The organism is Paracoccus lutimaris, from assembly GCF_003337565.1.
GTDB classification, from domain to species: Bacteria; Pseudomonadota; Alphaproteobacteria; order Rhodobacterales; family Rhodobacteraceae; genus Paracoccus; species Paracoccus lutimaris.
The window spans coordinates 42,115-66,320 of sequence record NZ_QPJL01000019.1; the positions used below are offsets into that span (position 1 = coordinate 42,115).

At 65.7% G+C, this 24,206-nt stretch carries 23 protein-coding genes; 7 read left to right on the forward strand and 16 right to left on the reverse strand.

The genetic code is table 11. The annotated features are described in order from the left end of the window. Positions 1 to 72: 72 nt before the first annotated feature. Complete coding sequence (gene rtcR / locus DFP89_RS14985; RefSeq protein WP_114350201.1) at positions 73 to 1,665, reverse strand: RNA repair transcriptional activator RtcR; 1,593 nt, start codon at positions 1,663 to 1,665, stop codon at positions 73 to 75. A gap of 176 nt (positions 1,666 to 1,841) precedes the next feature. Between rtcR and DFP89_RS14990 the strand changes: the two genes are divergently transcribed. After that, positions 1,842 to 3,404, forward strand: coding sequence for a vWA domain-containing protein (locus tag DFP89_RS14990; protein ID WP_114350202.1), 1,563 nt, complete (start codon positions 1,842 to 1,844; stop codon positions 3,402 to 3,404). A gap of 288 nt (positions 3,405 to 3,692) precedes the next feature. Here the strand turns inward: DFP89_RS14990 and DFP89_RS14995 are convergent, their stop codons facing one another. The 8 genes from DFP89_RS14995 to DFP89_RS15030 form a co-directional block, all read right to left on the reverse strand. Next, the gene (locus DFP89_RS14995) at positions 3,693 to 4,514 is read right to left on the reverse strand and encodes a sugar phosphate isomerase/epimerase family protein (RefSeq protein WP_114350203.1); all 822 of its coding nucleotides are present in this window, start codon (positions 4,512 to 4,514) and stop codon (positions 3,693 to 3,695) included. Between the two features lie 125 nt (positions 4,515 to 4,639). Beyond that, positions 4,640 to 5,587, reverse strand: a complete 948-nt coding sequence (gene tal / locus DFP89_RS15000; protein WP_114350204.1) for a transaldolase — start codon at positions 5,585 to 5,587, stop codon at positions 4,640 to 4,642. Positions 5,588 to 5,632: 45 nt separating this feature from the next. After that, positions 5,633 to 6,262 (reverse strand): nucleoside/nucleotide kinase family protein, encoded by a 630-nt coding sequence (locus DFP89_RS15005; RefSeq protein WP_114350205.1) that lies wholly within the window; start codon positions 6,260 to 6,262, stop codon positions 5,633 to 5,635. Then, the gene (locus tag DFP89_RS15010; protein WP_114350206.1) at positions 6,262 to 7,110 is read right to left on the reverse strand and encodes a sugar phosphate isomerase/epimerase family protein; all 849 of its coding nucleotides are present in this window, start codon (positions 7,108 to 7,110) and stop codon (positions 6,262 to 6,264) included. The genes DFP89_RS15005 and DFP89_RS15010 overlap by 1 nt, the downstream gene beginning before the upstream one ends. A 3-nt stretch (positions 7,111 to 7,113) precedes the next feature. Then, complete coding sequence (locus DFP89_RS15015) at positions 7,114 to 8,103, reverse strand: ABC transporter permease (RefSeq protein WP_114350207.1); 990 nt, start codon at positions 8,101 to 8,103, stop codon at positions 7,114 to 7,116. After that, positions 8,100 to 9,095: an ABC transporter permease gene (locus DFP89_RS15020; RefSeq protein WP_114350208.1), complete on the reverse strand. Its 996-nt coding sequence runs from the start codon at positions 9,093 to 9,095 to the stop codon at positions 8,100 to 8,102. Before DFP89_RS15020 ends, DFP89_RS15015 begins: the two co-directional genes overlap by 4 nt. After that, positions 9,088 to 10,593, reverse strand: coding sequence for a sugar ABC transporter ATP-binding protein (locus DFP89_RS15025; RefSeq protein ID WP_114350209.1), 1,506 nt, complete (start codon positions 10,591 to 10,593; stop codon positions 9,088 to 9,090). The genes DFP89_RS15020 and DFP89_RS15025 overlap by 8 nt, the downstream gene beginning before the upstream one ends. A gap of 71 nt (positions 10,594 to 10,664) precedes the next feature. Continuing rightward, positions 10,665 to 11,645, reverse strand: coding sequence for a substrate-binding domain-containing protein (locus tag DFP89_RS15030; RefSeq protein WP_114350210.1), 981 nt, complete (start codon positions 11,643 to 11,645; stop codon positions 10,665 to 10,667). Between the two features lie 212 nt (positions 11,646 to 11,857). Between DFP89_RS15030 and DFP89_RS15035 the strand changes: the two genes are divergently transcribed. Next, positions 11,858 to 12,901, forward strand: a complete 1,044-nt coding sequence (locus DFP89_RS15035; RefSeq protein ID WP_114350211.1) for a LacI family DNA-binding transcriptional regulator — start codon at positions 11,858 to 11,860, stop codon at positions 12,899 to 12,901. Between the two features lie 19 nt (positions 12,902 to 12,920). Here the strand turns inward: DFP89_RS15035 and aroE are convergent, their stop codons facing one another. Next, positions 12,921 to 13,769, reverse strand: coding sequence for a shikimate dehydrogenase (gene aroE / locus DFP89_RS15040; protein WP_114350212.1), 849 nt, complete (start codon positions 13,767 to 13,769; stop codon positions 12,921 to 12,923). A 17-nt stretch (positions 13,770 to 13,786) separates the two neighbouring features. Next, the gene (locus DFP89_RS15045) at positions 13,787 to 15,310 is read right to left on the reverse strand and encodes a GMC oxidoreductase (protein WP_114350213.1); all 1,524 of its coding nucleotides are present in this window, start codon (positions 15,308 to 15,310) and stop codon (positions 13,787 to 13,789) included. Between the two features lie 124 nt (positions 15,311 to 15,434). Here DFP89_RS15045 and DFP89_RS15050 point away from each other — a divergent pair, with 124 nt between their 5' ends. From DFP89_RS15050 to DFP89_RS15070, 5 genes are all read left to right on the forward strand, one after another. Then, positions 15,435 to 16,307, forward strand: coding sequence for a helix-turn-helix domain-containing protein (locus tag DFP89_RS15050; protein ID WP_114350214.1), 873 nt, complete (start codon positions 15,435 to 15,437; stop codon positions 16,305 to 16,307). 102 nt (positions 16,308 to 16,409) lie between these two features. Next, positions 16,410 to 17,327 (forward strand): dihydrodipicolinate synthase family protein, encoded by a 918-nt coding sequence (locus tag DFP89_RS15055; RefSeq protein ID WP_425452669.1) that lies wholly within the window; start codon positions 16,410 to 16,412, stop codon positions 17,325 to 17,327. A 1-nt stretch (position 17,328) separates the two neighbouring features. Next, the gene (locus DFP89_RS15060) at positions 17,329 to 18,834 is read left to right on the forward strand and encodes an aldehyde dehydrogenase (RefSeq protein WP_114350216.1); all 1,506 of its coding nucleotides are present in this window, start codon (positions 17,329 to 17,331) and stop codon (positions 18,832 to 18,834) included. Between the two features lie 14 nt (positions 18,835 to 18,848). Continuing rightward, on the forward strand, positions 18,849 to 20,195 hold the full coding sequence (locus tag DFP89_RS15065; protein ID WP_114350217.1) for an NAD(P)/FAD-dependent oxidoreductase: 1,347 nt from the start codon (positions 18,849 to 18,851) through the stop codon (positions 20,193 to 20,195). Next, on the forward strand, positions 20,192 to 21,169 hold the full coding sequence (locus DFP89_RS15070; RefSeq protein WP_245948784.1) for a LysR substrate-binding domain-containing protein: 978 nt from the start codon (positions 20,192 to 20,194) through the stop codon (positions 21,167 to 21,169). Before DFP89_RS15065 ends, DFP89_RS15070 begins: the two co-directional genes overlap by 4 nt. Before the next feature lie 6 nt (positions 21,170 to 21,175). Here the strand turns inward: DFP89_RS15070 and arsH are convergent, their stop codons facing one another. The 5 genes from arsH to DFP89_RS15095 all read right to left on the reverse strand — a co-directional run. Continuing rightward, positions 21,176 to 21,889, reverse strand: coding sequence for an arsenical resistance protein ArsH (arsH, locus tag DFP89_RS15075; protein WP_281271211.1), 714 nt, complete (start codon positions 21,887 to 21,889; stop codon positions 21,176 to 21,178). Further along, on the reverse strand, positions 21,882 to 22,301 hold the full coding sequence (locus DFP89_RS15080; protein ID WP_114350220.1) for an arsenate reductase family protein: 420 nt from the start codon (positions 22,299 to 22,301) through the stop codon (positions 21,882 to 21,884). The genes arsH and DFP89_RS15080 overlap by 8 nt, the downstream gene beginning before the upstream one ends. After that, on the reverse strand, positions 22,298 to 23,350 hold the full coding sequence (gene arsB / locus DFP89_RS15085; RefSeq protein WP_114350221.1) for an ACR3 family arsenite efflux transporter: 1,053 nt from the start codon (positions 23,348 to 23,350) through the stop codon (positions 22,298 to 22,300). Before arsB ends, DFP89_RS15080 begins: the two co-directional genes overlap by 4 nt. A gap of 40 nt (positions 23,351 to 23,390) precedes the next feature. Then, complete coding sequence (locus tag DFP89_RS15090) at positions 23,391 to 23,723, reverse strand: ArsR/SmtB family transcription factor (RefSeq protein ID WP_114350222.1); 333 nt, start codon at positions 23,721 to 23,723, stop codon at positions 23,391 to 23,393. A gap of 341 nt (positions 23,724 to 24,064) precedes the next feature. Further along, positions 24,065 to 24,206 (reverse strand): integrase core domain-containing protein (locus DFP89_RS15095; protein ID WP_147273322.1); only part of this gene is annotated, 142 nt, incomplete at its 5' end.

Genomic DNA, 24,206 nt, shown 5'->3' on the forward strand with positions numbered 1-24,206 from the left:
GCGGGCCTTGGCTGCTGCGGCTGGGCATTGCGGGGCGAACGGCACGAGATCCGCCTGAACGGGGGCCGGAACTCAGACCGGCGGGGCGGCTTCCGGGCGCGCCGCCAGCGCATCCCAGTCCAGATCGAACCGACCAAGATACTTCCGCAGCCGGTCGGCATCGTTCTGGCTGGTCTTTTTCGCCCGTGACGCCGCGAACAGCGCCCGCCCCGCAGCGCTGAGGCTGGGGGCCTCGCGGCAGGCGCGAATGACCGCCGCCAGCTGCACCATGTCGAACGGGTCCATCTCGGCGGCGCGCGCGCCCATGACCCCGGCAATCAGGCGGAAATCATCGTCCGGACGCGCGGCGCGCCAGTCTGCCTGCAGGCGCGCAATCTCGTCCTCCACCATGACGCGGGTAATGCGGCCGCGCGGCGCCAGCGTGCAAAGCCGCCGGATCATGCCGCCGAAATCGCGGAAATTGCCGGGCCAGAGCGTCGCCGGATCGGCTGCAAAGCGCAGGAAGCGGTCGCGGGCATCGGCATTGAAGCCGACCTGCGCACCCAGCTTTCGCTCGGATCGGGCCAGTTCATGGATCAGGTTGGCCTCGATATCCTCGCGCCGGTCGCGCAGCGGCGGCAGGGTGAAACGCCACATGCCCAGCCGCGCCAGAAGGTCCGGACGGAACTGCCCCAAGGCGACGCGCGCATTCAGGTCGCGCCCCGCCCCCGCGATCAGCTGGAACCGCGCCGTGACCTCGTGATCCGCACCCAGCGGATAGAAACGCCCGGTCTCGATCGCATGCAGCAGCATGGCCTGTTCGTTCAGGCCCAGGTGATCGACCTCATCCAGAAACAGGACGCCGCCATCGGCCTCGCGCAGCAGACCGCTGCGCTCGGTCCCGGCCTGGCCGGTAAAGCTGCGCCGCTGGCCAAACAGCGCCGCCAGCGCATGCGGTCCGTTCAAGGTCGCGCAATTGACATGGACCAGCCGGCCCTTGACCCGGCGCCGGTCCAGTTTCAGGTTGTAGATCCGCTCGGCCAGTTCGGTCTTGCCGGTGCCGGTTTCGCCCATCAGCAAGATCGGCTCGTCCGAGTTGCCGGCCACCAGCTCGATCCGGTCGATCAGCGCGTTATAGGCGGGGTTGCGGGTCTCGATTCCGCCGCGCAGCTGGTCGCTGTATTCCCGCGCCAGCTGGTCGAAACGCTGCTGCAAGGCGTTGTAATGGCTGAGATCCAGATCGATCAGATCAAGGCGGGGGGCATCGCCCTCGGCCCCGGGCGGCCCGGTCTGGATCAGGCGGGCCGGTACGTGGCGGCTTTCGGTCAGAAGGAACCAGCAGATCTGTGCCACATGCGAGCCGGTGGTCAGATGGACGTGATAGCGTTCGCGATCGTCGTCAAAGCCATAGCCGCGGGCAAAGTCGAACAGCTTGCCATAGACCTCCTGAAAGTCCCAGGGATTGGTCAGGTCCAGATTGCGCAGCAAAACCTCGGTCCCGGGCGAGAGCGCCTGAATCTCGGTCTGCAACTGCCGCGCCAGCCGGTGGAAGTCGCTGTCATAAAGCAGCTCAAGCCGGTCCACCTTGAAATGCGGGTGCTGGACCAGACTGACCGTCGGCTTCCAGCGCCGGTTCTGGCCCAGATCCAGCTTGGTGCCGACAAAGCCCAGGACCACATTCTTCATCAGATTAGCCATATGGATAAATAACTATCTTATCGTATCGTATATTCTGAACACAAAACCGGCAATACGTCATATTATCATTTAAAATCATGTGATTGCGTGAATTTCTGAATTTTCTCGGTCATGGCGCGGAAAGCTGTCAAAACGATCCCAAGACGAAACAAAGGATCACAGAGATGGCAAACAAATCCGTGTTTGCAGCGATCAAGGGCCTCTTTCTGCCCCGGGCCAATGCAACGAACTTCGAATGTGCCCCGGCCTATACCTATCGCGACCAACATGCGCTGGTGCAGATGGCGATGACCGGCAGCTTTGGCGAAATGTTCTATACCTCGCCCGAGAACGAGCTGGCGCAAGTCCTGAAACTGGCCGAGCGGGTCGAGCCGCGCTTTCTGGCGCAGACAGCGATCTATGCCCGCGAGGCCGGGTATATGAAGGACATGCCGGTGGTACTGCTGGCGGTTCTGGCGCGCCGTGATCCGGGCCTGTTCCGGGCCGCTTTCGGGCGGGTGGTCGACAATGGCATGATGCTGCGCAATTTCGTGCAGGTCCTGCGTTCCGGCCGCACCGGGCGCAGGTCGCTGGGCTCGGCGCCCAAGGCGATCGTGCGGAACTGGCTGAATGCGGCCTCGGACCGGGCGCTTCTGCATGACAGCATCGGCAATGACCCGTCGCTGGCGGACGTAATCCGGATGGCGCATCCCAAACCGCCGACGCCCGAGCGCGAGGCCTTCTATGCCTGGCTGCTCGGCCGGCCCTGCGATGTCGCGCTGCTGCCGCTGGCGGTGCAGGACTGGATGAGCTTTTCGGCCGGTTGCCGCGGGCCTTTGCCGGACGTGCCGTTCGAGATGCTGACGCAGCTGGAGCTGACGCCCGCGCAATGGGGGCGGATCGCCCGCAACGGCTCGTGGCAGATGGTGCGCCAGAACCTGAACACGTTCCTGCGCCGCGGTGCCTTTGACGATGCCGGCACCGTCGCCCATGTGGCGGCGCTGCTCTGCAACCCCGAACAGCTGGCCCGGGCCCGCGCCTTTCCCTATCAGCTGATGGTGGCGGCGCAGAACGTGGCCGGGGGCATGCCGCGCAAGATCGTCGAGGCGCTGCAGGACGCAATGGAAGTCGCGGCGCGCAACGTGCCGGCCATTGCCGGTCAGGTCGTGGTCTGTCCCGACGTGTCCGGGTCGATGTCCGGGTCCGTGACCGGCCGTCGCCGGGGTGCCAGATCGGTCATGCGGCATGTCGACGTGGCGGCGCTGGTGGCGGCCTCGTTCCTGAGGGTCAACCGCGACTGCCGCGTGCTGCCCTTTGACACCAAGCTGCGTCGCCTGCAGCTTGAGCCGAGCGACACGATCCTGACCAATGCCGGGCGTATGGCGGCGCTGACGGCGAAGGGCGGGGGAACGGCCTGTTCGGCGCCGCTGAAATGGCTGAACGCCCGGCATAAGGCACCCGATCTGGTGGTGTTCGTGTCCGACAACCAGTCCTGGGTCGATGCCCGGGATGGCGATCAGGGCACCGAGATGATGGCGCAATGGGCGCGGCTGAAACGCCGCAACCCCAAGGCAAGGCTGGTTTGTATCGACATCGCGCCTTACGGCACGACGCAGGCGCAGACCCAGGAGGACGTGCTGAATATCGGCGGGTTCTCGGATGCGGTCTTTGACCAGATCGCGGCCTTTGCCCAGGGTCGGAGCGGCTCCGCGCATTGGGTCGCCGAGATCGGCAAGATCGAATTGTAAGAATGGGTCAGGCGGAATGCCTGCGGGACTACATCCTGTTTGAATGCCAACAGTCTTCGTCAGAATCCTTGTCCGCCTGACCCGAATGAAAGACAGCCCCGGCGAATGCCGAAGAAACTGCAACATCCATTCCGGGATCACCGATGGGGTTCGACTCCCCTCCTGACATGCGCCCAGACGGCAAAACACCCGAACGGGTGTGGGCGGGCCCCGGGTAGTTTCTTCCACTCTTGTCGCCGGGGCACGTCCTTCCTGATCGCGCCCTGGCCGCTCAGGCCCAGGGGCGGGTCACACCCCCGCCGCCCGCAGGTGGCGGGCAACGCCGGCGGCCTCATCCGCGGTGCAGCCATGGGCGACCAGCGGGCCGTCAAAGCCCTCGGCCCGCAGCCGGGCGACAAGCTCTGCGAAATCGACCACGCCGCTGCCGGCCGCGACAAAACCGCCATCCGGGGCACGATCCTTGGCATGCGCCATGGCGATATGCGGGCCCAGCCGGCGAATCGCGTCGGCGATCACCGCGCGGCGGGTCCCATCCGAGGCGGTTTCAAACAGGTTCGCAGGGTCCAGCACGATCTTCAGCCTCGGGCTGCGAAGTTCGGCCAGCAGGCGTTCCGCCGCCGCCGCGTCCACGACGATATTGGCCAACTCCGGCTCAACCCCCAGATCGACGCCCTGCGTCTCGGCCTCGGCCAGCGCGTCGCGCATGGCGGCGATCATGTCGGTCCAAGCCGCGTCGCTGGCATTGTCGGGATGGGCGCGCCACTGGTCCCGCGCATCGCGCGTGCCGCTGCACAGCGTCACGATGGGCGCGCCGATCCTTGCCGCCGCCGCGATCACCGCGCGCAACCGCCGCGCGCCGTCGTGACGGACCAGCGGATCGGGATGGGCCATGTTATAAGTGCCCGACAGCCCGGCAATGCCGATGCCGGTTTGGCGCGCGGCATCGACAATCGCCGCGCAAGTCGCCGCATCGACGCGCTCGGGCAGCGCCGGCAGGCCCGAGCAGCTGAAGTTGTAATGCACCGCATCGAACCCCGCAGCCTTCGCAGCCGCCATCACCGCAAGCGGGGTGGTGCCGGGAAAGCTGCGCGCGAAAATCCCCAGCTGCATCAGATCGCCCCCTGTGATGCGGGCCGGATCGAGCCGCTTGGGTTTCGACCGTGGCGGACGACATGCCCGGCCCTTATTGCCTGCGGCCCCCCCGTCCCGCCGGGATCAGGGGGCCACGGCGTTCGTCATGCCGCCAGACGCGCGGCGACCAGCTTGATCAGCATCTGGTGATCGGCGTCGAAATTGCGGATGCCCTCGGCCAGCTTTTCGGTGGCCATGGCATCGGCATTCATCTGCCAGCGGAAGGTCGCCTCGTCCATCGAGACCTTGGCCATGCCGCTGGCGCTCTCGGGTGACAGCGCGCGGGGCAGCGTGGCGGTGTCATTGCCCAGATCGTCCAGCAGCTTGGGCGAGATGGTCAGGTTGTCGCAACCCGCCAAGGCCTTGATCTGGTCGGTATTGCGGAAGGACGCGCCCATGACCACGGTCTTGATGCCGTTCGACTTGTAATAGTCATAGATGCGGCGCACCGACAGCACGCCCGGATCCTCGTCGGGGGCATAGCTGTCGCGGCCCTCGGCCTTTTTGTACCAGTCGGTGATCCGGCCCACGAAGGGCGAGATCAGGAAGGCGCCCGCATCGGCGCAAGCCACCGCCTGCGTCATGGAAAACAGCAGCGTCAGATTGCAATCGACGCCCTCTTTCTGAAGGATCTCGGCAGCGCGGATCCCCTCCCAGGTCGAGGCAAGCTTGATCAGGATCCGATCCTTGCCGATGCCGCGCGCGGCGTAATCGGCGACGATGGCACGGGCACGGTCGACGGATGCGGCAGTATCAAAGGACAGGCAGGCATCCACCTCGGTCGAGACGCGGCCGGGCACCAGTTCGGTCAGCGCGGCGCCCACGGCCACAGTCAGCGTGCCGGTCACATCCTCGGCGCTGCGGCCAGCCTTGCGGCCCGCCTCGATCTCGCGCGCGATCAGCGCCTCAGAGGCCGGATCCTTCAGCGCGGCCAGCACCAGCGAGGGGTTGGTCGTGCAATCGATGGGTTTGTATTTCTTGACCGCCGCGACTTCGCCGGTATCGGCGACGACGACGGTCATCTCTCTGAGTTGATCAAGCACGCTGGTCATGTCGGCCTTCCTTTCCTCGCATTCGCTTGGGTGTTGGGCGCGAAATCAGCCCTTGGTCAAGATGTAATCGACCGAACCGGCCGTTTGCGCAACCACCCGGCCGTTCGGCAGGTCGTTCTGGTCCAGCTTGAAGTCGATCTCGGCCTCGGTCAGGTTATAGCCGGTCCAGCGCCGGCGCAGGCGGCGGCGCAGTTCCGCCTCGGGAACCTCGATCATCACGGTGGCGTCGAAATGCGGGCGCAGGCTGCGCCAGGGATCGGCGTCCAGCAGCAAGTAATTCCCCTCAGCCAGGATCAGGCGGGTTTCCGGGCCGATGATGCGGGCGCTGCCGCGCGAAATCTCAAGGTCGCGATCAAAGACCGGGACTGCCACCGCGCCCTCATCGGGGTCGCGCAGGCGGGCAAGCGCACTGCGCAACCCGCCCACATCGAACGTATCGGGCGCGCCCTTCCATGGGCGGCGGCCCATCGCATGCAGAACGGCATCGTCATAGTGAAACCCGTCCATGGGCAGAATCGCGACCGGCTGGCCGGCCAAGGCGCGGGCCAGCTTTTCCACCAGCGTGGACTTGCCCGAGCCCGGCGCCCCGGCAATCGCCAGCACCTGCCGGCCCGGACGCGCGAGAAGCCCGCGCGCCACCTCAAGCAAAGCGTCGAAATTCACCCGCTGGGGCATCAGATCAACCGATATTGTTTCGCCTTGTTGCGCAGGAAGGGCAGGCCCTTGTCCATGACCTCTTCAAAGCTGTTGGCCACGGGACGCCAGACGGCCAGACCGTAACCCACCTCGGGCGGCATGTTGATAAAGCTTTCCATCGCCAGCCCCCCCTTGAAGCCGATGGCCGCCAATGCGCCGTAAACCTCGTCCCAGGCCACGGTCCCCTCGCCCGGGGTGCCGCGGTCGGATTCCGACAAGTGGATATAACGCAGATGGTCACGCGCATCGAGAATGCCGTTCGCCTGACCCTTTTCTTCGATATTCATGTGATAGGTGTCAAGGTGAACGAAGATATTGTCCGCGCCCACCCGCTCGATCATGTCCACGGACTGGCGGGCGGTGTTGATCAGATGGGTCTCATAGCGGTTCACCGCCTCGATCCCAAAGGCGATGCCCAGTTTTTTCGCGTGTTTCGCAGCAGCGGCCAGCGCGCGGGCGATGTTGTCGTATTCAGCCTCGGTCGGGGGCACGCCGGTACGCTGGCCGATGCCGCCATAGGTCACGCCCGACAGCGCCTCGCAGCCCATCGCGGCGGCGACATCCATCGCCTCGATCAGATGGGCGATGGCGCCATCGGGATTGATGCTGGCCCAGTTGCGTTCGGGCAGACCCAGCGAGGCCACGGCCCGCATCTGGTGCTTTTCCAGCAGCGCGCGGGTATGGGGCGCATCGACGGCCGGCGCATTCAGCAGCGCGATCTCAATGAAGTCCATCTGATAGGCCGCGGCGGCGGGAATGGTCCTTTCGGCGCCTGCGCGGTCCCAGTTCATCGTCCACATGCTGGTGTGAACGCCAAAACCTTCCATGGTTCAGTCCTTTCTGCGAAATATTGCGGCCAACTGCTCTGAGCGCAGGATCATCACGGCGATCAGGAACAGGCCCCAGACGGCGGTTGCAAGATGTTGGTTGGCACCGATCAGGTTCAGTCCCGAGGACAGGACCTGCAGGATCAGCACCGACAGGATCACCGGCGCGACCTTGCCATGGCCGCCGAACGGGTCGATCCCGCCAAGAAAGATCGCCAGCACCGTGACCAGCAGCAGGGCCTCGCCATGACCGACGCGGACCGAGTTGAACCGCGCGGCCATCAGGATGCCGGCGACGGCGCAAAGCGTGCCCGACAGCGCATAGATCATCACCAGCGTACGCTTGGTATCGATGCCGGAATATTCGGTGGCGCGGATGTTTGAGCCGACCATATAGACCGCGAATCCGTGGCGTGAACGGCGCAGCATCACATGCCAGACCAGCGCCACCAGCCCGAACAGGATCAGCGGCACCGGCAGGCCCAGAAACGTGCCGTGCCCCAGCACGGCCAGCGCCGGCGGAAAGCCCGAAATGTCACCGCCCCGGGTCAGAAACTCGCCCAGGCCGCGCAGAAAGATCATCATCGCCAGCGAGACAAGGATCGGATGCGCGCCGATATAGGCGATGACCGCACCCATGACCGCCCCGGCCAGCGTGCCGACGACCAGCGCCGCGACCACGCCCAGGGCGATGGCGCCCAGCCCGGCCTCGGGCCCGCCGAATTGCAGCATGACCCAGGCCAGCGCCAGGCCCGAGATATTGGCGGTATAGACAATCGCCAGATTGAACCCGCCCGAGATCATCGGCGCCAGCATCGCCAGCGTCAAAAGCCCCAGCAGCGGCGCCTGAAACCCCATCGAGGACAGGCTGGGCCCGGTCAGGAATTTCGGGCTGGCAAGGCTGAAACCCAGCACCATCACCGCCATCAGGATCAGCAGGCCGAATGTCTCGCGCCCAAGGATCGTCCGCGCGCGTTGGATCACATCGCTCATTTCCGGCCTCCGCTGCGAAGATTGCCCAGACCGGCAAACGAGATGTTCGAGGTCGAGATCGCGATCAGGATCGCCGCACCGATGATCATCTGGAACGCAAAGGGCGAAATTCCCAGCAGGTTCAGCCCGTTCTGCGTCACCGCCACGAACATCACCCCCAGCACACAGCCGGTGACGGTGCCGCGCCCGCCGCCAAGGCGCGCACCGCCCAGAACCACAGCCGCCAGCACCTCAAGCTCGCGTCCGTAAAGGGCATTGGGGACGACCTCTTGCACGATATTGACCTGCATCAGCCCGGCGATCCCGGCCATCAGCCCGCACCAGCCGAATGCCAAAGCCTGCATCACGGCGATGCTGACACCGGCGCGGCGGGCGCCCTCGGGGTTGTCGCCGAATGCGTAAAGCTGGCGACCCAGATTGCTGCGCCGGATCAAAAGCCATGTCGCGCCCACGCAGACCACCATGACGGTAAAGGGCAGGGTCAATTCAGACCAGGTGCCGTCAGCGGCCTCGTGCTCGAACAGGATCACGCGGGCGGTCCACCAGTCGGGCAGCGCATAGATGCTGCGCCCGCCGCTGATGAACATCAAAAGCCCGAAATAGGCGTTGAAGGTGGCGATGGTGACCACGATCGAAATGATGCGGAAACGCTGGATCAGCCCGGCATTGATCAGTCCCAGCAGGACGCCAAGGCTGCCGCAGACCAGAAAGCCCAGCACCCAGTTGCCGCCGCCGATGCCCATCAGGATCTTGGCGGCCAGATATTGCACGACCGAGGCCGCGACGGCGAAGGAAATGTCGATCCCCCCGGCGATCAGCACCACCAAAAGCCCTACCGCCCAGATCAGGTTGACCGAGTTGTTGTTCAAGAGCGAGGTGATATTGGCCATGGTCAGGAAGGTGTCGGTGGTCAGCGACAGGCCAATGCACAGCAGGACCAGCACCACCAGCAGCCGGAATTCGACCTGACGGTTGCGCAGAAGGTTACTCATAGATCACCTCTTCCAGCGCATGGACCGAGACCTTGCGCGGATCGTATTCGCCGGCGATACGGCCCTGCGCCATGTGCAGGACGCGGTCGGCGTTATACAGCACCTCGCTGACCTCATCCGAGATCAGCAGGATCGCCAGCCCCTGCTCGGCCAGATCGCGCACGATGCGGAATATCCCCGCCCGCGCGCCGACATCGACACCGACCGTCGGGCTGTCCAGGATCAGCAGCTTTGGCTGGGTCGCCAGCCATTTCGCCAGCACCACCTTTTGCTGATTGCCCCCCGACAGGGTCGAGATGGCATCATCAGGCTGGCCGATCTTGATGCCCAGCCGCGTGACCCAGCCCCGGATCAGATCGATCTTTTGCGGGTTCGAGATCAGCCCGAACCGGTCCAGAAGACGGTCCAAAACCGAGATCGCGGCATTGTCGGCAATGGATTGCTTTTGCAGCAGGCCCAGATGCAGCCGATCCTCGGAAACATAGGCCATACCCTGCGAAATCGCCTCGCGGATCGAGGCGGGACGATAGGGCTGATCGTGCAGACGCATCTGGCCGGATATGGGCTGGCTCATGCCCATCATCGCATGCGCAAGTTCCGTGCGGCCCGCGCCCAAAAGACCAATCAGGCCGACGACCTCGCCCTGGCGGATGGTCAGGTCGATCCCCTCGAACTGGCCGGGCAGGCCAAGGTCCTGCGCCTGAAACACGACCGGCGCCGTGGCCATGTCGCGGGCGGTGACGTGATCCTCCAGCAGATGGCCGGTCATCAGCTCGCCCAGCCGGGCCTGGGTCATGCCCGCGGTCGGATAGACGCCGACCAGCTTGCCGTCGCGCACGACCGTGACGCGGCTGGCGATGTCCAGCACCTCGGCCAGACGGTGGCTGACAAAGACGATGGCAACGCCATCCGCCGAAAGCCGGCGCACGATTTCCAGCAGGCGGTCGGTTTCGGATTGGGTCAGCGAGGCGGTCGGCTCATCCATGAAGATCAGCCGCGCCTCGTTCATCAGTGCGCGGGCGATGGCCACGACCTGACATTGCGCGATGGGCAGCGTCTCAAGCGACGCGTCCAGATCCAGCGTGACGCCCAGCCGCGCCAGCACGACGCGGGCGCGGTCCTTCATGCCGCGATAATCGACGCCGCGCGGGCGCAGGCCGACCATCTCGTCAAAGGCGATGTTCTCGGCCACGCTCATGTTGGGAAACAGCGCCAGATCCTGCCAGATCACGGAAACGCCCCGCGCCCGCGACTGCACCGGAGTAATGCTCTCCAGCCGTTCGCCGAACAACTCGAATGCCTCGGCCCCGTCCGGCTGATAGACGCCGGTCACAATCTTGATCAGCGTCGATTTCCCGCAGCCATTTTCACCGGCAAGGCAATGCACCTCGCCCTCGCGCACGTCGAAATCGACGCCGTCCAGCGCCTTGACGCCCCCAAATACCTTCGAGACGCCCTTGAGGCGCAGCGCATGCCGCGCCGCCCCGTCATCCAGCATGACGTTCACCCTCCCAGATGGGCCACGGGCGCAGCCGCCCGTGGCATATTCTTGTGATCGGAATCCGGGGCTTACAGCCCCTGATCAGCCAGACCGTCCACCGTTTCCTTGTTCAGTTCCAACAGGTTGTCGGTGATGATGTCGCGGCCCTCGGCATCGGGCTGCACGACGCCCAGACCGGGAATGTCGTCGCCAGCTTTAATTTCCTGGCCGTCGGCCAGCATCTTGCCCAGCGTGACAAAGACCTCGCCAGCCTGCGCGGGGTTCCACATATAGCCGCCGGTCAGGACGTCCGAATGCACCATCTTGCGGCCCTGCCCCGGCGAGAACGGGCCAAGCACGGCGATCTCGCCGGTCTTGCGGCGTTCCTCGATGGCGCGGCCCGCACCGATCGGACCCTGGCTGCCAAAAGCCAGGAAGCCGCGCAGATCCGGGTTCGCGGAGATCAGGTCCAGCGCCGTCGCGCGGCTGTCGTCGACGTTCTCGGCCACGCCATAGCGTTCGCCGATCAGCTCAAGATCGGGGCGGTTTTCCTTCAGCCAGGCAATCGCCGCATCCGCCCAGGCATTGTGCAGCGGCACCGTCAGCGAGCCGACGAACACCGCATATTTGCCCGGACCCGGCGTCTTGTCCGAGAACAGCTTGGCATGCGCCTCGCCAAAGCCCGTGGCCGAGGCCAGCTCAAAGTCCCAGTCCACATTGGTCAGGCCGGGGCCTTCATGCGCGACGACCTTGATGCCGGCATCGCGAGCCTTTTTCAGCACCGGCTCAAGCGCGGCCTCGTCATTGGGAACGACGCCGATCACGTCGACGCCCTTGGCGATCAGGTCCTCGATGGCCTGCACCTGCAGGGCCGGATCGGCCGAAACCGGGCCGATCATCTCGGCATTGACGCCCAGTTCACCGGCGCGTTTCTTGATGCCGGCCTCCATGGCGTTGAACCACGGAATACCACCGATCTTGACGACGATGCCCATGTCCTGGGCCTGAACCGCGCCCGACAGACCGGCCGATATGGCAACGGCGCTGGCGAAAGCCAGAATTCTTTTCATCTCATCCTCCCTTCGGGGCGCAAGGCCCCGTCCACCCGGTCGCCCCGCTTGTGCGCGGGGCTTGTGCAATCGATTGTGCAATCAGCTTCAAAAAAAGACCGCCAGCGTTTCATCCGCAGAAAAAACCAATGCGATCCAGCATGCACAATCGATATTGCTAATTAACAGCGATTCGCGTCATCCTGTCAAGAATTTCGCGAACGGGGGTTCCGGTGCCGAAGCCCACACAGAAGCAGACGATCTATGACATTGCCCAGCAGATCGGCACCTCGCCCTCGACTGTCAGCGCGGCGCTGAACGGGACATGGAAGGCACGGCGGATCAAGGCCGAAACCGCCGAGCGCATCATCGCGCTGGCCGGGCAGATGGGCTATTCGGTGAACCTGCAGGCGCGGGGCTTGCGCACGGCGCGTTCGGGGCTGGTCGGGCTGATCCTGCCCGAGCACAACAACCGCTTCTTCTCGGATCTCAGCCAAAGCTTCACGCTTGAGGCGCGGGCGCGCGGCCAGATCCCGGTGATCATCGCCACCCAGCGCGACCCCAAGGCCGAGATGCAGACCGTGCAGGACCTGCTGGCCTATTCGATTGATGCGCTGTTTGTGGCCGGCGCCGCCGGACCGCAGCAGATCAGCGCATTCTGCCAGGCGGCAGAGCTGCCGCATGTCTTCATTGACCAGCCCTGCCCCGGCGCCTCTTCCGTCATCACCGACAATGAGGACGGCGCCCGCCGGCTGACCCGCGCCATCATCGAAACGCTGCAACCCGCAATCGCCCCGCCGCGCGACCGCATCTATCTGATCGGCGGCGATGGCCGGCTGCATGTCTCGTCGCGCCGCATCGCCGGTTTCCGCGCCGAGATCGAGGCCCATTTCGGCCAATGCGACGACGCGCAGGTGATCGCCTGCGGCTATGCCCCCGAGATGGCCCTGGCCAGCATCCGGGCGCTTTACGACCAGCTGGGGGGGCTGCCCGCCGGCATCTTCGCCAATTCGATCAACGTCTTCGAGGCGCTGCTGCGGTTTCTGGTCGAGCTGCCCGAGGCCGAGCTGCAATCCGTCTCGATGGGCTGTTTCGACTATGACCCCTATGGCGAGCTGCTGCGCGTGCCGGTCCATATGATCCGCCAGCGCCACCGGCAGCTGGTTCGCACCGCCTATGAGCTGATGGACCAGCCTCCCGAGCACCCCGAACTGGTCACCGTCAAACCCGAGCTCTACCCGGCGCCGGCCCGCGCCGCGCGGGTTCCGGCGCAATGAACGGCCGGGGGCCCGCCGGCTAAAGCTTCAGCTCGACCAGCGCCTGCCGCATCACCTCGGGATCGGCATCGATGCCGGTCCAGTACTTGATGCCGATGACGCCCTGATTGACCAGCATCCCCTGCCCGTCTGCGGTCTTGCAGCCCAGGGCCTGCGCCGCCCGCAGCAGCGGCGTCAGCGGCGGATTGTGGATGCCATCCGCCACCACCATCGAGGGGCGCAGCGTGCTCAGGTCCAGATCCGGCATGCTGTCGACATCCGGAAACAGCCCGACCGAGGTTGCGTGGATCAGGATATCGGTGCCCTCGGGGATGGCGTAGCTGCCGTCCCAGGGCTGATAGCTGGCGCGGGCCGGGGTCTGCTGGTCGATCAGCTGCGCGACCTCCTCGCCCCGCGCGGCGCTGCGGTTCACGACGATGATCTCGGCCGCGCCGGCCAGCGCCATCTCGACCCCCACCGCGCGCGCGGCGCCGCCCGCACCCAAGAGAACGACGCGCTTGCCCTTGGGATCCGTCACCGCCTCAAGCGCGCGGACAAATCCCTTGCCGTCGGTGTTCTCGCCGATCAGCTGGTCGCCGCGCCGCACGATGGTGTTGACCGCGCCGATGATGCGTGCCGAGTCCCCCAGACCGTCCAGATGCGCGATCACCGCGACCTTGTGCGGGATCGAACAGTTGAACCCCGCCCAGCCCATCGCCCGCGCACCGCGGACGGCATCGCCCAGATCCTCGGGCGCGACCTCGCAATTGATATAGCGCCAATCAAGCCCGTGATGGCGATAGGCGGCCTCGACCATGGCGACGGTCGGGTTCTCGGCCGCCGGCATCGCGAATGAGCCGGTCAGCGGGGACAGGAAATTATGGGTCATCGGGTTCCTCCTATGGGTCAGGCGGCCAGCCTGTCGTCGCGCCACGCGGCGCGCAGATGGGTGCCGACGCGCAGGGCCTGCGCGCAGACGGTCAAAGCCGGATTCAGCGCCGCCGAGGACGGGAAGAACCCGGCATCGACGACATAAAGATTGGCATGGTCATGCGCCCGGCACATGCCGTCCAGTGCCGATGTGGCGGGGTCCGCGCCCATGCGCACGGTACCGCATTGATGCGAGGGGGCCTCGATGCCGAAATCATGGCGCAGCACCATGGGAAAGATGCGGCGCAGGCGGGCGCGGATATGGGCGACGAAGCGCTCATGCGCGGGGCGGTCGCCGGGACGATAGGCGATCTCGACCCCGCCGCCGGGCAGCGCCCGCACCCGGCTTTCGGGATCGGGCAGGTCCTCGGACATGCAAAGCCAGTCGACGCTGTGCCGGCCCAGCAGATTCGCCAGGGGCGCGGGCACCCGGGGATAGGCGGCGCGGATCATCGGCCCCTGGATCTTGCCCAGCATCTGCACGTTGCCGCGCGCCGCCGGATCGTCCGGCAGGCCATGGTAGAAATCGTTGACCGCCAATGTCTTGGGGAATTTCGTGTCATTGACGCCAAGGGGCATCAGCCCCATCAGCCCGGTCAGGTGATGGTTCATCAGATAGCGCCCGACCACGCCCGAGCGGTTCGCCAGGCCCTGCGGATGCGCGTCATCCGCGGATCTGAGCAGGATCAGCGCCGAATTGATCGCCCCGGCGGACAGCACGAACAGCGGCGCCTCGACGCGCAGGGTCTGGCCGTTGCGCAAGACCTCGGCGGCGCTGATGCGCCCGTCCGCGCCGGCGATCAGCCGCGTCACCTGCGCGCCGGTCCATAGCGTGACGTCGGGATGGCGCAGCAAGGGCCGGATCAGCCGCGTCTCGGCATCGCCCTTGGCGTCATGGCGGCAGATGAAGGCGTCGCAGGTGCCGCAGCGCCGGCAATTGCCGCCCGGCCCGAAATCCACCGCCGAAGGCATGTGAAAGGGCCGCAGACCCTGCCCCCGCAGCGCCTCGGCCATGCGGGCCAGAACCGGCTCATGCGGGATGGCGGCATGGGCATAGGGGGCCGCGCGCGGCGGCTCGGTCGGGTCCTGCCCAGCCTCGCCCCGGACGCCGAACAGCCGCTCTGCCTCGTCATAATGCCCGGCCAGATCGGCATAGGAAATCGGCCAGGCGGGCGAGATCCCGCCCTCATGCGCGGTTTCCCGGAAATCGCCTTCGCGAAAGCGGAACATCGCGGTGCCATAGAATTTCGTATGCCCGCCGACATAGTAATATTGCCCCGGGCGATAGCGGCGCCCGGTCTCGTCCTGATATTCCTCGCGCGTCTTGTAGCGGGCCTGCACGAAGACCGCCTCGGCATCGGCGTTCTGCGGCTCGTTGGGCAGGAAATCGCCGCGCTCAAGGATCAGGATGCGCGCGCCGGACCCGGCCAGCCGATGCGCCACCGCACCACCGCCGACACCGGATCCGATGATGACCACGTCCGGCCTGATGCTCTCCATGCTGGCTGCTCCCTGTGCTTGCACCCCCAGAATAGGCGGCCAGGACCGGCGCGCCATTCCCATCCACCGCAAGAAATTGTACGATTGCCGCATCTGTTCATGCCGCTTAGGTCGTAATTCGTCCATGCAACCCTGGTTCGAGACCGTCGCCATTCCCCCCGACCGCTCATGGCTGCTGTTTGACCGGCAATTGCCCGGCTTTCCCTTCAACTGGCACTATCACCCGGAATTCGAGCTGACGCTGACCGTGAACAGCCGCGGCATGCGCTTCGTGGGCGATCATGTCGAACGCTATGACGATGGCGACCTGGTGCTGCTGGGGCCGAACCTGCCCCATGCCTGGCAATCGGGCGAGCTGGTCGCCGAGGGCATGCATCGCGCCATCGTCTGCTGGTTCACCCGCGACTGGATCGAGCAGCTGCTGGCCTTGATGCCCGAACTTGCGCCGGTTTCGGGGCTGCTGGCCGATGCCGGGCGCGGGCTGGAATTTGGCGGCGATACGGTGGCACGCCTGCGGCCCCGCATGCTGGCGCTGAGCGCTGCGCCGCCGGCGCGGCAGGTGCTCGAACTGCAGGGCCTGCTGCTGGACCTGGCCGATGCGGAACGGCGCCCCCTGGCCTCGGGCGAGATCGCGGTCAGCGAAATTCCCCGCGACCGGGCGCGGATGCAGCGGGTGCTGGACTGGCTGCACGCCCATTACCACGAGCCGCTGCGGCTGGCGCCGCTGCGCCGGATCGCGCATCTGACCGACAGCCAATTGCAGCGTGTCTTCAAGCGCAGCACCCGCATGTCGATCAGCCAGTATGTGACGCAGCTGCGCATCGGCCGTGCCTGCCAGATGCTGATCCAGACCGACCTGCCGATCAGCCGCATCGCCGCGGATTGCGGCTTTTCCGACGCCGCACATTTTGCCCGCCAGTTCCGCGCAGCCAAGGGGCTGCCGCCCTCGCATTTTCGCCACCGCTTCGATCCCGCCCGGCTGTCCGATCCCGCCTGACCCAGTTTTTCTAATGCCGGACCGGTGAACATTCTGCTTTGCGCTGCGCGCGCGGGATACCTTACCACTGCGGACAAGCAGCACATCACGAGGAAGGCCGCCATGACGCCACGAATGGTTCTTGAGGGCATCTATACCCCGCTGATCACGCCATTCCGGGCCGACGGCTCCTTCGATCTGGAGGCGCTGGACGCGCTGATCGAACGCTTGATCGGCGCCGGCGTGCACGGGCTGATCTCGGGCGGCTCGACCGGCGAGAATTACGCCGAAACCGTCGAGGAGCGGCTGGAACTGGCCCGTTTCACCGTCGCGCGCGTCAATGGCCGGCTGCCGGTCATCGTCGGCACCGGGGCCATGCGCACCCCCGATTCGATCGCGCTGGCGCAGGGCGCGCGCGATATGGGGGCGGATGCGATCCTGCTGGCGACGCCGCCCTATTCGGTCCCGACCGAGACCGAGAATGCGCTGAACGCGCTGGCCATCGACCGTGCCGCCGATCTGCCGGTGATCCTTTACAACTATCCTGGCCGCATGGGCGTCGCCATGGGGCGCGAGTTTCTGGACCGCGTCGGCCGCTCGAAGAACTTCATCGGCATCAAGGAAAGCTCGGGCGACATCAACCGCGTCCACCTGCTGGCGCGCGACTATCCGCATATCCAGCTGAGCTGCGGGATGGACGATCAGGCGCTGGAATTCTTTGCCTGGGGGGCGCGCAGCTGGATCTGCGCCGGCTCGAATTTCCTGCCCGAGGCGCATATCGCGCTCTATGAGGCCTGCGTCCTGCGCGGCGATTTCGACCAGGGCCGCCGCATCATGTCGGCGATGCTGCCGCTGATGGCGGTGCTGGAACAGGGCGGCAAGTTCATCCAATGCGTCAAGCACGGGGTCGAGACCACCGGCCTGCGGGCCGGACCGCTGCGGCCGCCGCTGAAAGGGCTGAACAAGGACGAGAAACGCGCGCTGGAACAGGTGATCCGCACGCTGAAAACCACCGTCACGGCGATTACGGAAGGGAACTGAGATGAGCGATCTTCTGACCGCAGAGGAATACAGGGCCATCGCCGCCGGGCTGAGCCTGCCGCAGAATGCCTTTATCGATGGCACCTACCGGCCGGCGCTTTCGGGCCGGACCTTCGCGACCATAAACCCGGCGACCGGCGAGACGCTGACCGAAATCGCCGCCTGCGGCCCCGAGGATGTGGATCTGGCGGTAGGCAAGGCCCGCGAGGCCTTTGACGATGGGCGCTGGTCGCACCTGCATCCCGGCGCCCGCAAGGAGGTGCTGATCCGGCTTTGCAAGCTGATGACCCGCGAGGCGCGCGAGCTGGCGGTGATGGAAAGCCTCGACAGCGGCAAGACCATCCATGATTGCGAAACCGTGGACCTGCCCGAGGCGATCCATGTCATCAAATGGCATGCCGAGCTGATCGACAAGATCTACGATCAGGTGGCGCCCGCCTCGGACGACCATATCGCCATGGTGCTGCGCGAGCCGGTCGGGGTCGTCGGTCTGGTGTTGCCCTGGAACTTTCCCCTGCTGATGCTGGCCTGGAAAATCGGCCCGGCGCTGGCCGCCGGCTGCTCGGTCGTGGTCAAGCCCACCGCCGAGACCACGCTGACCGCGCTGCGCGTCGCCGAACTGGCCATGCAGGCCGGGCTGCCCCGCGGCGTGTTGAACGTCGTCACCGGTTCGGGCCCGGAGGTCGGCGAGCCGCTGGGCCGGCACCCGGATGTGGACATGGTCAGCTTTACCGGCTCGACCGCGACCGGGCGGCGTTTCCTGCATTACTCGGCCGACAGCAACCTCAAGGAGGTGGTGCTGGAACTGGGCGGCAAGAACCCCTGCATCGTGCTGGAGGATGCCGAGGATCTGGACGCGGTCGCGGCGCATGTCGTCAATGGCGCCTTCTGGAACATGGGGCAGAACTGCTCGGCCGCCTCGCGGCTGATCGTGCACGAGGCCGTTCAGGAACCGCTGCTGGCGCGCATCCGCGCCCATGCCCGCGAATGGGTCCTTGGCGATCCGCTGGACCCGCAGGTGCGGGTCGGGGCGCTGGTCTCGGCGGCGCATTTCCAGAAGGTCAGCGCCTATCTGGAGGCGGCGCGGCAAGAGACGATCCTGCTCGGCGGCAACAGCCCCGCCGCCGGCTTTATCGAGCCGACCGTCGTTCAGGCCGGTCGCGGCAGCAGGATGGCGGTCGAGGAGATCTTTGGCCCGATCCTGACAGTGATCCCGGTCAGCAGCTTCGAGGAGGCGATCGCCGTCGCCAATGACACCGAATACGGGCTGGCCGCCTCGATCTTTACGGCCAATGGCAAGCGGGCGCTGCGCGGGGCGCGGATGCTGCGCGCCGGCACGGTGACCGTGAACAGTTTTGGCGAAGGTGACATCACCACCCCCTTCGGCGGCTACAGGCAGTCCGGTTTCGGCGGGCGCGACAACAGCATCCACGCGCATGATCAATATACCCAGCTGAAAACCATCTGGCTGGATCTGACCGACCATGCTGATACGGCGCTGGATTAAGGTGTCGCCCGGCCATGACCACGCATCAGGCAGCCCGTCTTCCTGTCTTTACCGGCCCGGCGGGCTGGCGCGCGATCCTGCCCGCGACCGCGCCGCGCGCCACGCTTGACGGCCCCGCAGGTTGCGACATCGCCATCATCGGCGCGGGCTTTGCCGGGCTTTCCGCCGCGCGCAGGCTCAGGCAGATCGACCCGCAGCTTGAGGTGGTAATCCTTGACGCCACCCGCATCGCCGAAGGCGGGACCGGACGCAATTCCGGCTTCATGATCGATCTGCCGCATGTGCTGACCTCATCCGATTATGCCGGCTCGGAAGACGGTCAGGACCGGCAGACCGCCCGGCTCAACCGGCAGGCCATCGAATTCGCCGCCGGCGCCGTGCAGGATTACGCCATTCCGCCCGGCTATTTCCGCCGCGACGGCAAGATCAACGCCGCCGCCTCGGCCAATGGCATGGCAGCCAATGCCAGCTATGCCGCCCATCTGCACCGGCTGGACGAGGCGCATGAGATGCTGGACGCGCAGGCCATGCGCACCATCACCGGCTCGGACTATTATCTTGGCGGGCTTTACACACCGGGGACGGTGATGCTGCAACCGGCGGGCTATGTGCAGGGTCTTGCCGCCGGGCTCGAGCGCGCGGGCGTACGGATCTATGAAAACGCCCCGGTCCTGAAGATCGAAGGCAATGCGCAGGGCTGGCGGCTGAAGACCGCGCAGGGCAGCGTTCAGGCGCAAAAGCTGATCCTTGCCAATAACGGCCATCTGGAAAGCTTTGGCTTCAAGCGCGGGCGGCTGATGCATATCATGCTGAACGCCTGCATGACCCAGGAACTGCCCCCCGAGGCCCTGCGCGCGCTTGGCGGGCAGGAATGCTGGGGCGCGACCCCGGCCGACCCCCTGGGCACCACCGTGCGCCGGATCGGCCCCGCACAGGGCGGCAACCGCATCATCATCCGTCAGGGCGGCTATTACCGGCCCGAGATGCAGACCAGCGCCGCCGATCTGGCACGGGTGACGCGCAACATGCGGCGGAAATTCGACACGCGCTTTCCGCAGCTTGCCGGCATCCGCTTTGAACATTGCTGGTCGGGACATCTGTGCCTGTCGAAAAACGACGTCTCGGTCATGCGCGAGCTGGAGCCGGGGCTTTACGCGGCCTGCGTCCAGAACGGCCTTGGCACGGTGCGCGGCACGCTGACCGGGATCGGCGCGGCGGAACTGGCCTGCGGCCAGACCAGCGCCGTCACCGGTTTCTTTACCGTGCAGGCCGAACCCCGACGCCTGCCGCCGCACCCTTTGGACAGCATCGGCGCCAATGCCTATCTGCGCTGGAAAGAGTGGCGCAGCCAGCTAGAATGACCTTCCCGACCCCAAGGGAGGTTGCCGCCATGCCGCCGATCAAGCGCCGTCATCTGCCCTCGCTTGGCGCTTTCGCGACATTCGAGGTGGCGGCCAAGCATCTCAGCTTCACGCTTGCCGCGCGCGAGCTGAACGTGACCCAGGGCGCCGTCAGCCAGCAGATCCGCCTGCTGGAACGCGCGCTGGACGTGGCGCTGTTCATCCGCAAGCACAATGCACTGGAGCTGACCCCGCAAGGCGCAAGCCTTTATGCGGGCGTGACGGCGGGGCTGGACCGGATCAGCGCCTCGGTCGGGGTGCTGACCGGCGATGCGGGGGCGCAGGGCGTCACCGTCTCGGCCACCGATGCCATGGCCAGCTATTGGCTGAAGCCGCTGATCGACAGCTTTCGTGCCCGCCATCCCGGCACCGGCTTTACCATCCTTGCCTCGGACGAGGATGACGCGCTGCGCAACTATGCCGAGGTGGATATCGCCATCCTTTGCGGCAATGAGCGCTGCGAGGCGGGCGAGACCCTGCATTTCCTGTTTCCGGAAATCGCCCAGCCGGTCTGTTCGCCGGAATTCCTGACCCGGCACGGACCGTTTCCCGACGCCGCGGCGCTGAACCGCACCGAGCTGTTGCACCTGCATGACCGCCATTGGGCCGGCGAGGCCATCGGCTGGCAGCCGCTGGGCTGGCCCGAATGGTTCCGGGCGCAGGGCAGCGAATGGGCAGGCGCGCGCCCGGCCCTTTCGACGAACAAGGTCGGCCTGCTGATCGAGGCGGCACTGGCCGGCCAGGGCATCATTCTGGGCTGGCATCACCTGATCCAGCCCCATATCGCCACGGGCTGCCTGGTCTTTGCCCATCCCGCGCCGGTCACGGCGGGGCGGGGCAATTTCCTGCATTGCAAGCCGAAATCCCTGCAGCGCCCCGAGGTCGCGGATTTCGTCGCCCATATCCTGGCCTCATTGCCGGATGCGATTGGATAGGACAGGTCAGGTCGCCTTGGCCTGATTCACCCGGCGCGACAGGGCGGCATGGCTTTCCACGCGCTCGGAATAGCGGTCGACCAGATGGTCGCGGATGTCGCGAGTCAGCAGGGTGAAACGTACCAGCTCCTCCATCACGTCCACGATCCGGTCGTAATAGGGCGATGGCCTCATCCGCCCCGCCGCGTCGAATTCATCCCATGCCTTGGCGACCGAGGATTGGTTGGGGATGGTCAGCAGCCGCATCCAGCGGCCCAGAATGCGCAGCTGGTTCACGGTGTTGAAGCTTTGGCTGCCGCCGCAGATCTGCATCACCGCCAGGGTCTTGCCCTGCGTCGGCCTGACACCGCCCATCGACAGTGGAATCCAGTCGATCTGCGTCTTCATCACCCCGGTCATCGCCCCGTGACGCTCGGGCGAGGACCAGACCATGCCCTCGGACCAGCCGACCAGCTCGTGCAGTTCAGCGACCTTGGGGTTGTCGGCATTCTCCTCATCCACCAAGGGCAGGCCATGGGGGTCGAAAAAGCGCGTCTCGGCACCCAGCGCGTTAAGGATCCGCGCCGCCTCTTCGGCAGCAAAGCGCGAAAAGCTGCGCGCGCGAAGCGAGCCATAAAGCAACAGGATGCGCGGCGGATGCGTGCTGCGCGCCGCGGGAAACAGTCCCTCGGCATCGACGGGGTGCAAGCAGGCCGGGTTGATATTGGGCAGGTCAGTCAACGATCTCACCCTTTTCGTTCAGGATCATCTGGCCGTCTTCCTTGTAAAGCGGCCCCGGCGGCAGCCGCTCCAGCAGCGGCAGCACGGTTTCCGAGGGCCGGCACAGGCGCACGCCCTTGGGCGAGGCGACGATGGGGCGGTTGACCAGAACCGGATGGCGCAGCATCGCCGCAAGGATCGTGTCGTCGCTGACGGCTTCGTCCAGCAGGCCCAGTTCGGCGGCGGGCGATTTGCTGGTCCGCAGCGCCTGACGGGGTGTCAGGCCGGCGGCGGCAAACAGCGCCAGCAGTTGCGGGCGCGTCCAGCCCTCGGCCAGATAGTCGATGACGAGCGGCGTCGCACCCGAGGCGCGGATGATCTCCAGCACATTGCGCGAGGTGCCGCAGGCGGGATTGTGGTGAATGACGATCATGGGCGCGGCTCGGGGAATCTGGCGCGGGTGCGGTTGGCGAATGCGACCAGCGACAGCATGACCGGCACCTCGACCAGCACGCCGACCACGGTGGCCAGCGCCGCGCCCGAGTTCAGCCCGAACAGGCTGATGGCGACCGCCACCGCCAGTTCAAAGAAATTCGATGTCCCGATCAGTGCGCAGGGGGCGGCGATACGATGGGGCACACCCAGCGCAAAGGCCGCGCCATAAGCCAGCGCAAAGATGCCATAGCTTTGAATCACGATCGGCACCGCGATCAGCGCGATGACAAAGGGCCGGCTCAGGATCACCTCGCCCTGCAGCGCGAACAGGATCGCCACCGTCGCGATCAGCCCGATCATCGACCATGGCTTGATCCGCGCCGAAAAGGCGTCGATCGCGGCTTGCGATCCCAGCACGCGCCGCGTCAGCAGCCCCGCCGCCAGCGGCAGCACGACATAAAGCACGGTCGCCAGAACCAGCGTCTGCCAGGGCACCGAGATTTCGGTCACCCCCAGCAGCAGGGCGACGATGGGCGCAAAGGCCACGACCATGACCAGATCATTCACCGAGACCTGCACCAGCGTATAGGTCGCATCCCCTCGCGTCAGCTGCGCCCAGACAAAGACCATCGCCGTGCAGGGCGCCGCCCCCAGCAGGATCAGCCCGGCGATATATTGCTGCGCATCGGCGGGCGCGATCCATGGCGCAAAGACATGGTCAAAGAACAGGACCGCCAGCAGCGCCATGGTAAAGGGCTTGATCAGCCAGTTGATCGCCAGCGTGATCAGCAGCCCGCGCGGCTGGCGCGCGACCCCGGCCACGGCGCCGAAATCGACATTGACCATCATCGGATAGACCATGGCCCAGATCAGCACCGCGACGACAAGGTTGATCGAGGCGATCTCGGCCCCCGCCACCGCCGCCGCAAGACCCGGCGCGACCGCCCCCAGCGCGATACCCCCGACCATGGCCAGCGCCACCCACAGCGTCAGCCAGCGCTCGAAAATCCCAAGGGGGCTGTCCCCGGTCTGCGCGGTATCACTCATCTCTGCCTCAAGATCGGAACGGGGTTCGGCATGGCTTTCCTCAGCATTTGCAGGCGATCTGGTCCAGAACCGGCTGGCAGAGCTCGGCCCGGCCGCCGCAGCAATCCCTCAGCAGAAAGCCCAGCAGGTCGCGCATCGTCTCCATCTGCGCGAAATAGCGGATCGAGCGGCCTTCGCGCGCGGAACGCACCAGCCCCGCCGAGGCCAGGATGGTCAGGTTGTTCGACAGCGTATTGGCGCGAATGTCGAGCGCGGCGGCAATCTCGCCCGCCGCCAGACCTTCCGGCCCGGCGCGGACCAGCAGGCGAAACACGTCCAGCCGGGCATCATGGGCCAGGGCGGAGAGCGATTCGAGGGCGCTTTGTCTTTCCATACTTCATGTAATATGGAAATAATTGATAAAAGCAAGCCCTGCCAGGCAGCTAACTTTTTGTCAGTACCTTTTGGCGGATTGCGCGGCTTTAGACTCCCCGCCCCGACCGCTCAACATCGAGTGTCGTCATCACTTCATAGTTCGACGAAATCCGTGCTGCTTGAGGGGCGGAAGGCAATAGGCTGAGCAAGAGGATCAGCGGTATAGCGCTTGGCTACTCAAGTAGTGCGCGCAAGCACGCACCCTAGATGCTAACACCCAACGCTACTGAGGACCAAAGAAAATGCAATATTCTGCAGTCGCCGGATGATCAGCCCCACTTCGGTGGTCCAGTTTGATTGTTAGTGCATGACCAGCCTCTGGTCCATCGGGATGAGGCTTTCTGGGGCTGGTGGGCGGTATCCTAATGCGCTGTGCGGGCGTTTGGTGTTGTAGTGCTTCCTCCATTCTTCGATGATGATCTGCGCCTCGCGGAGGCTGTAG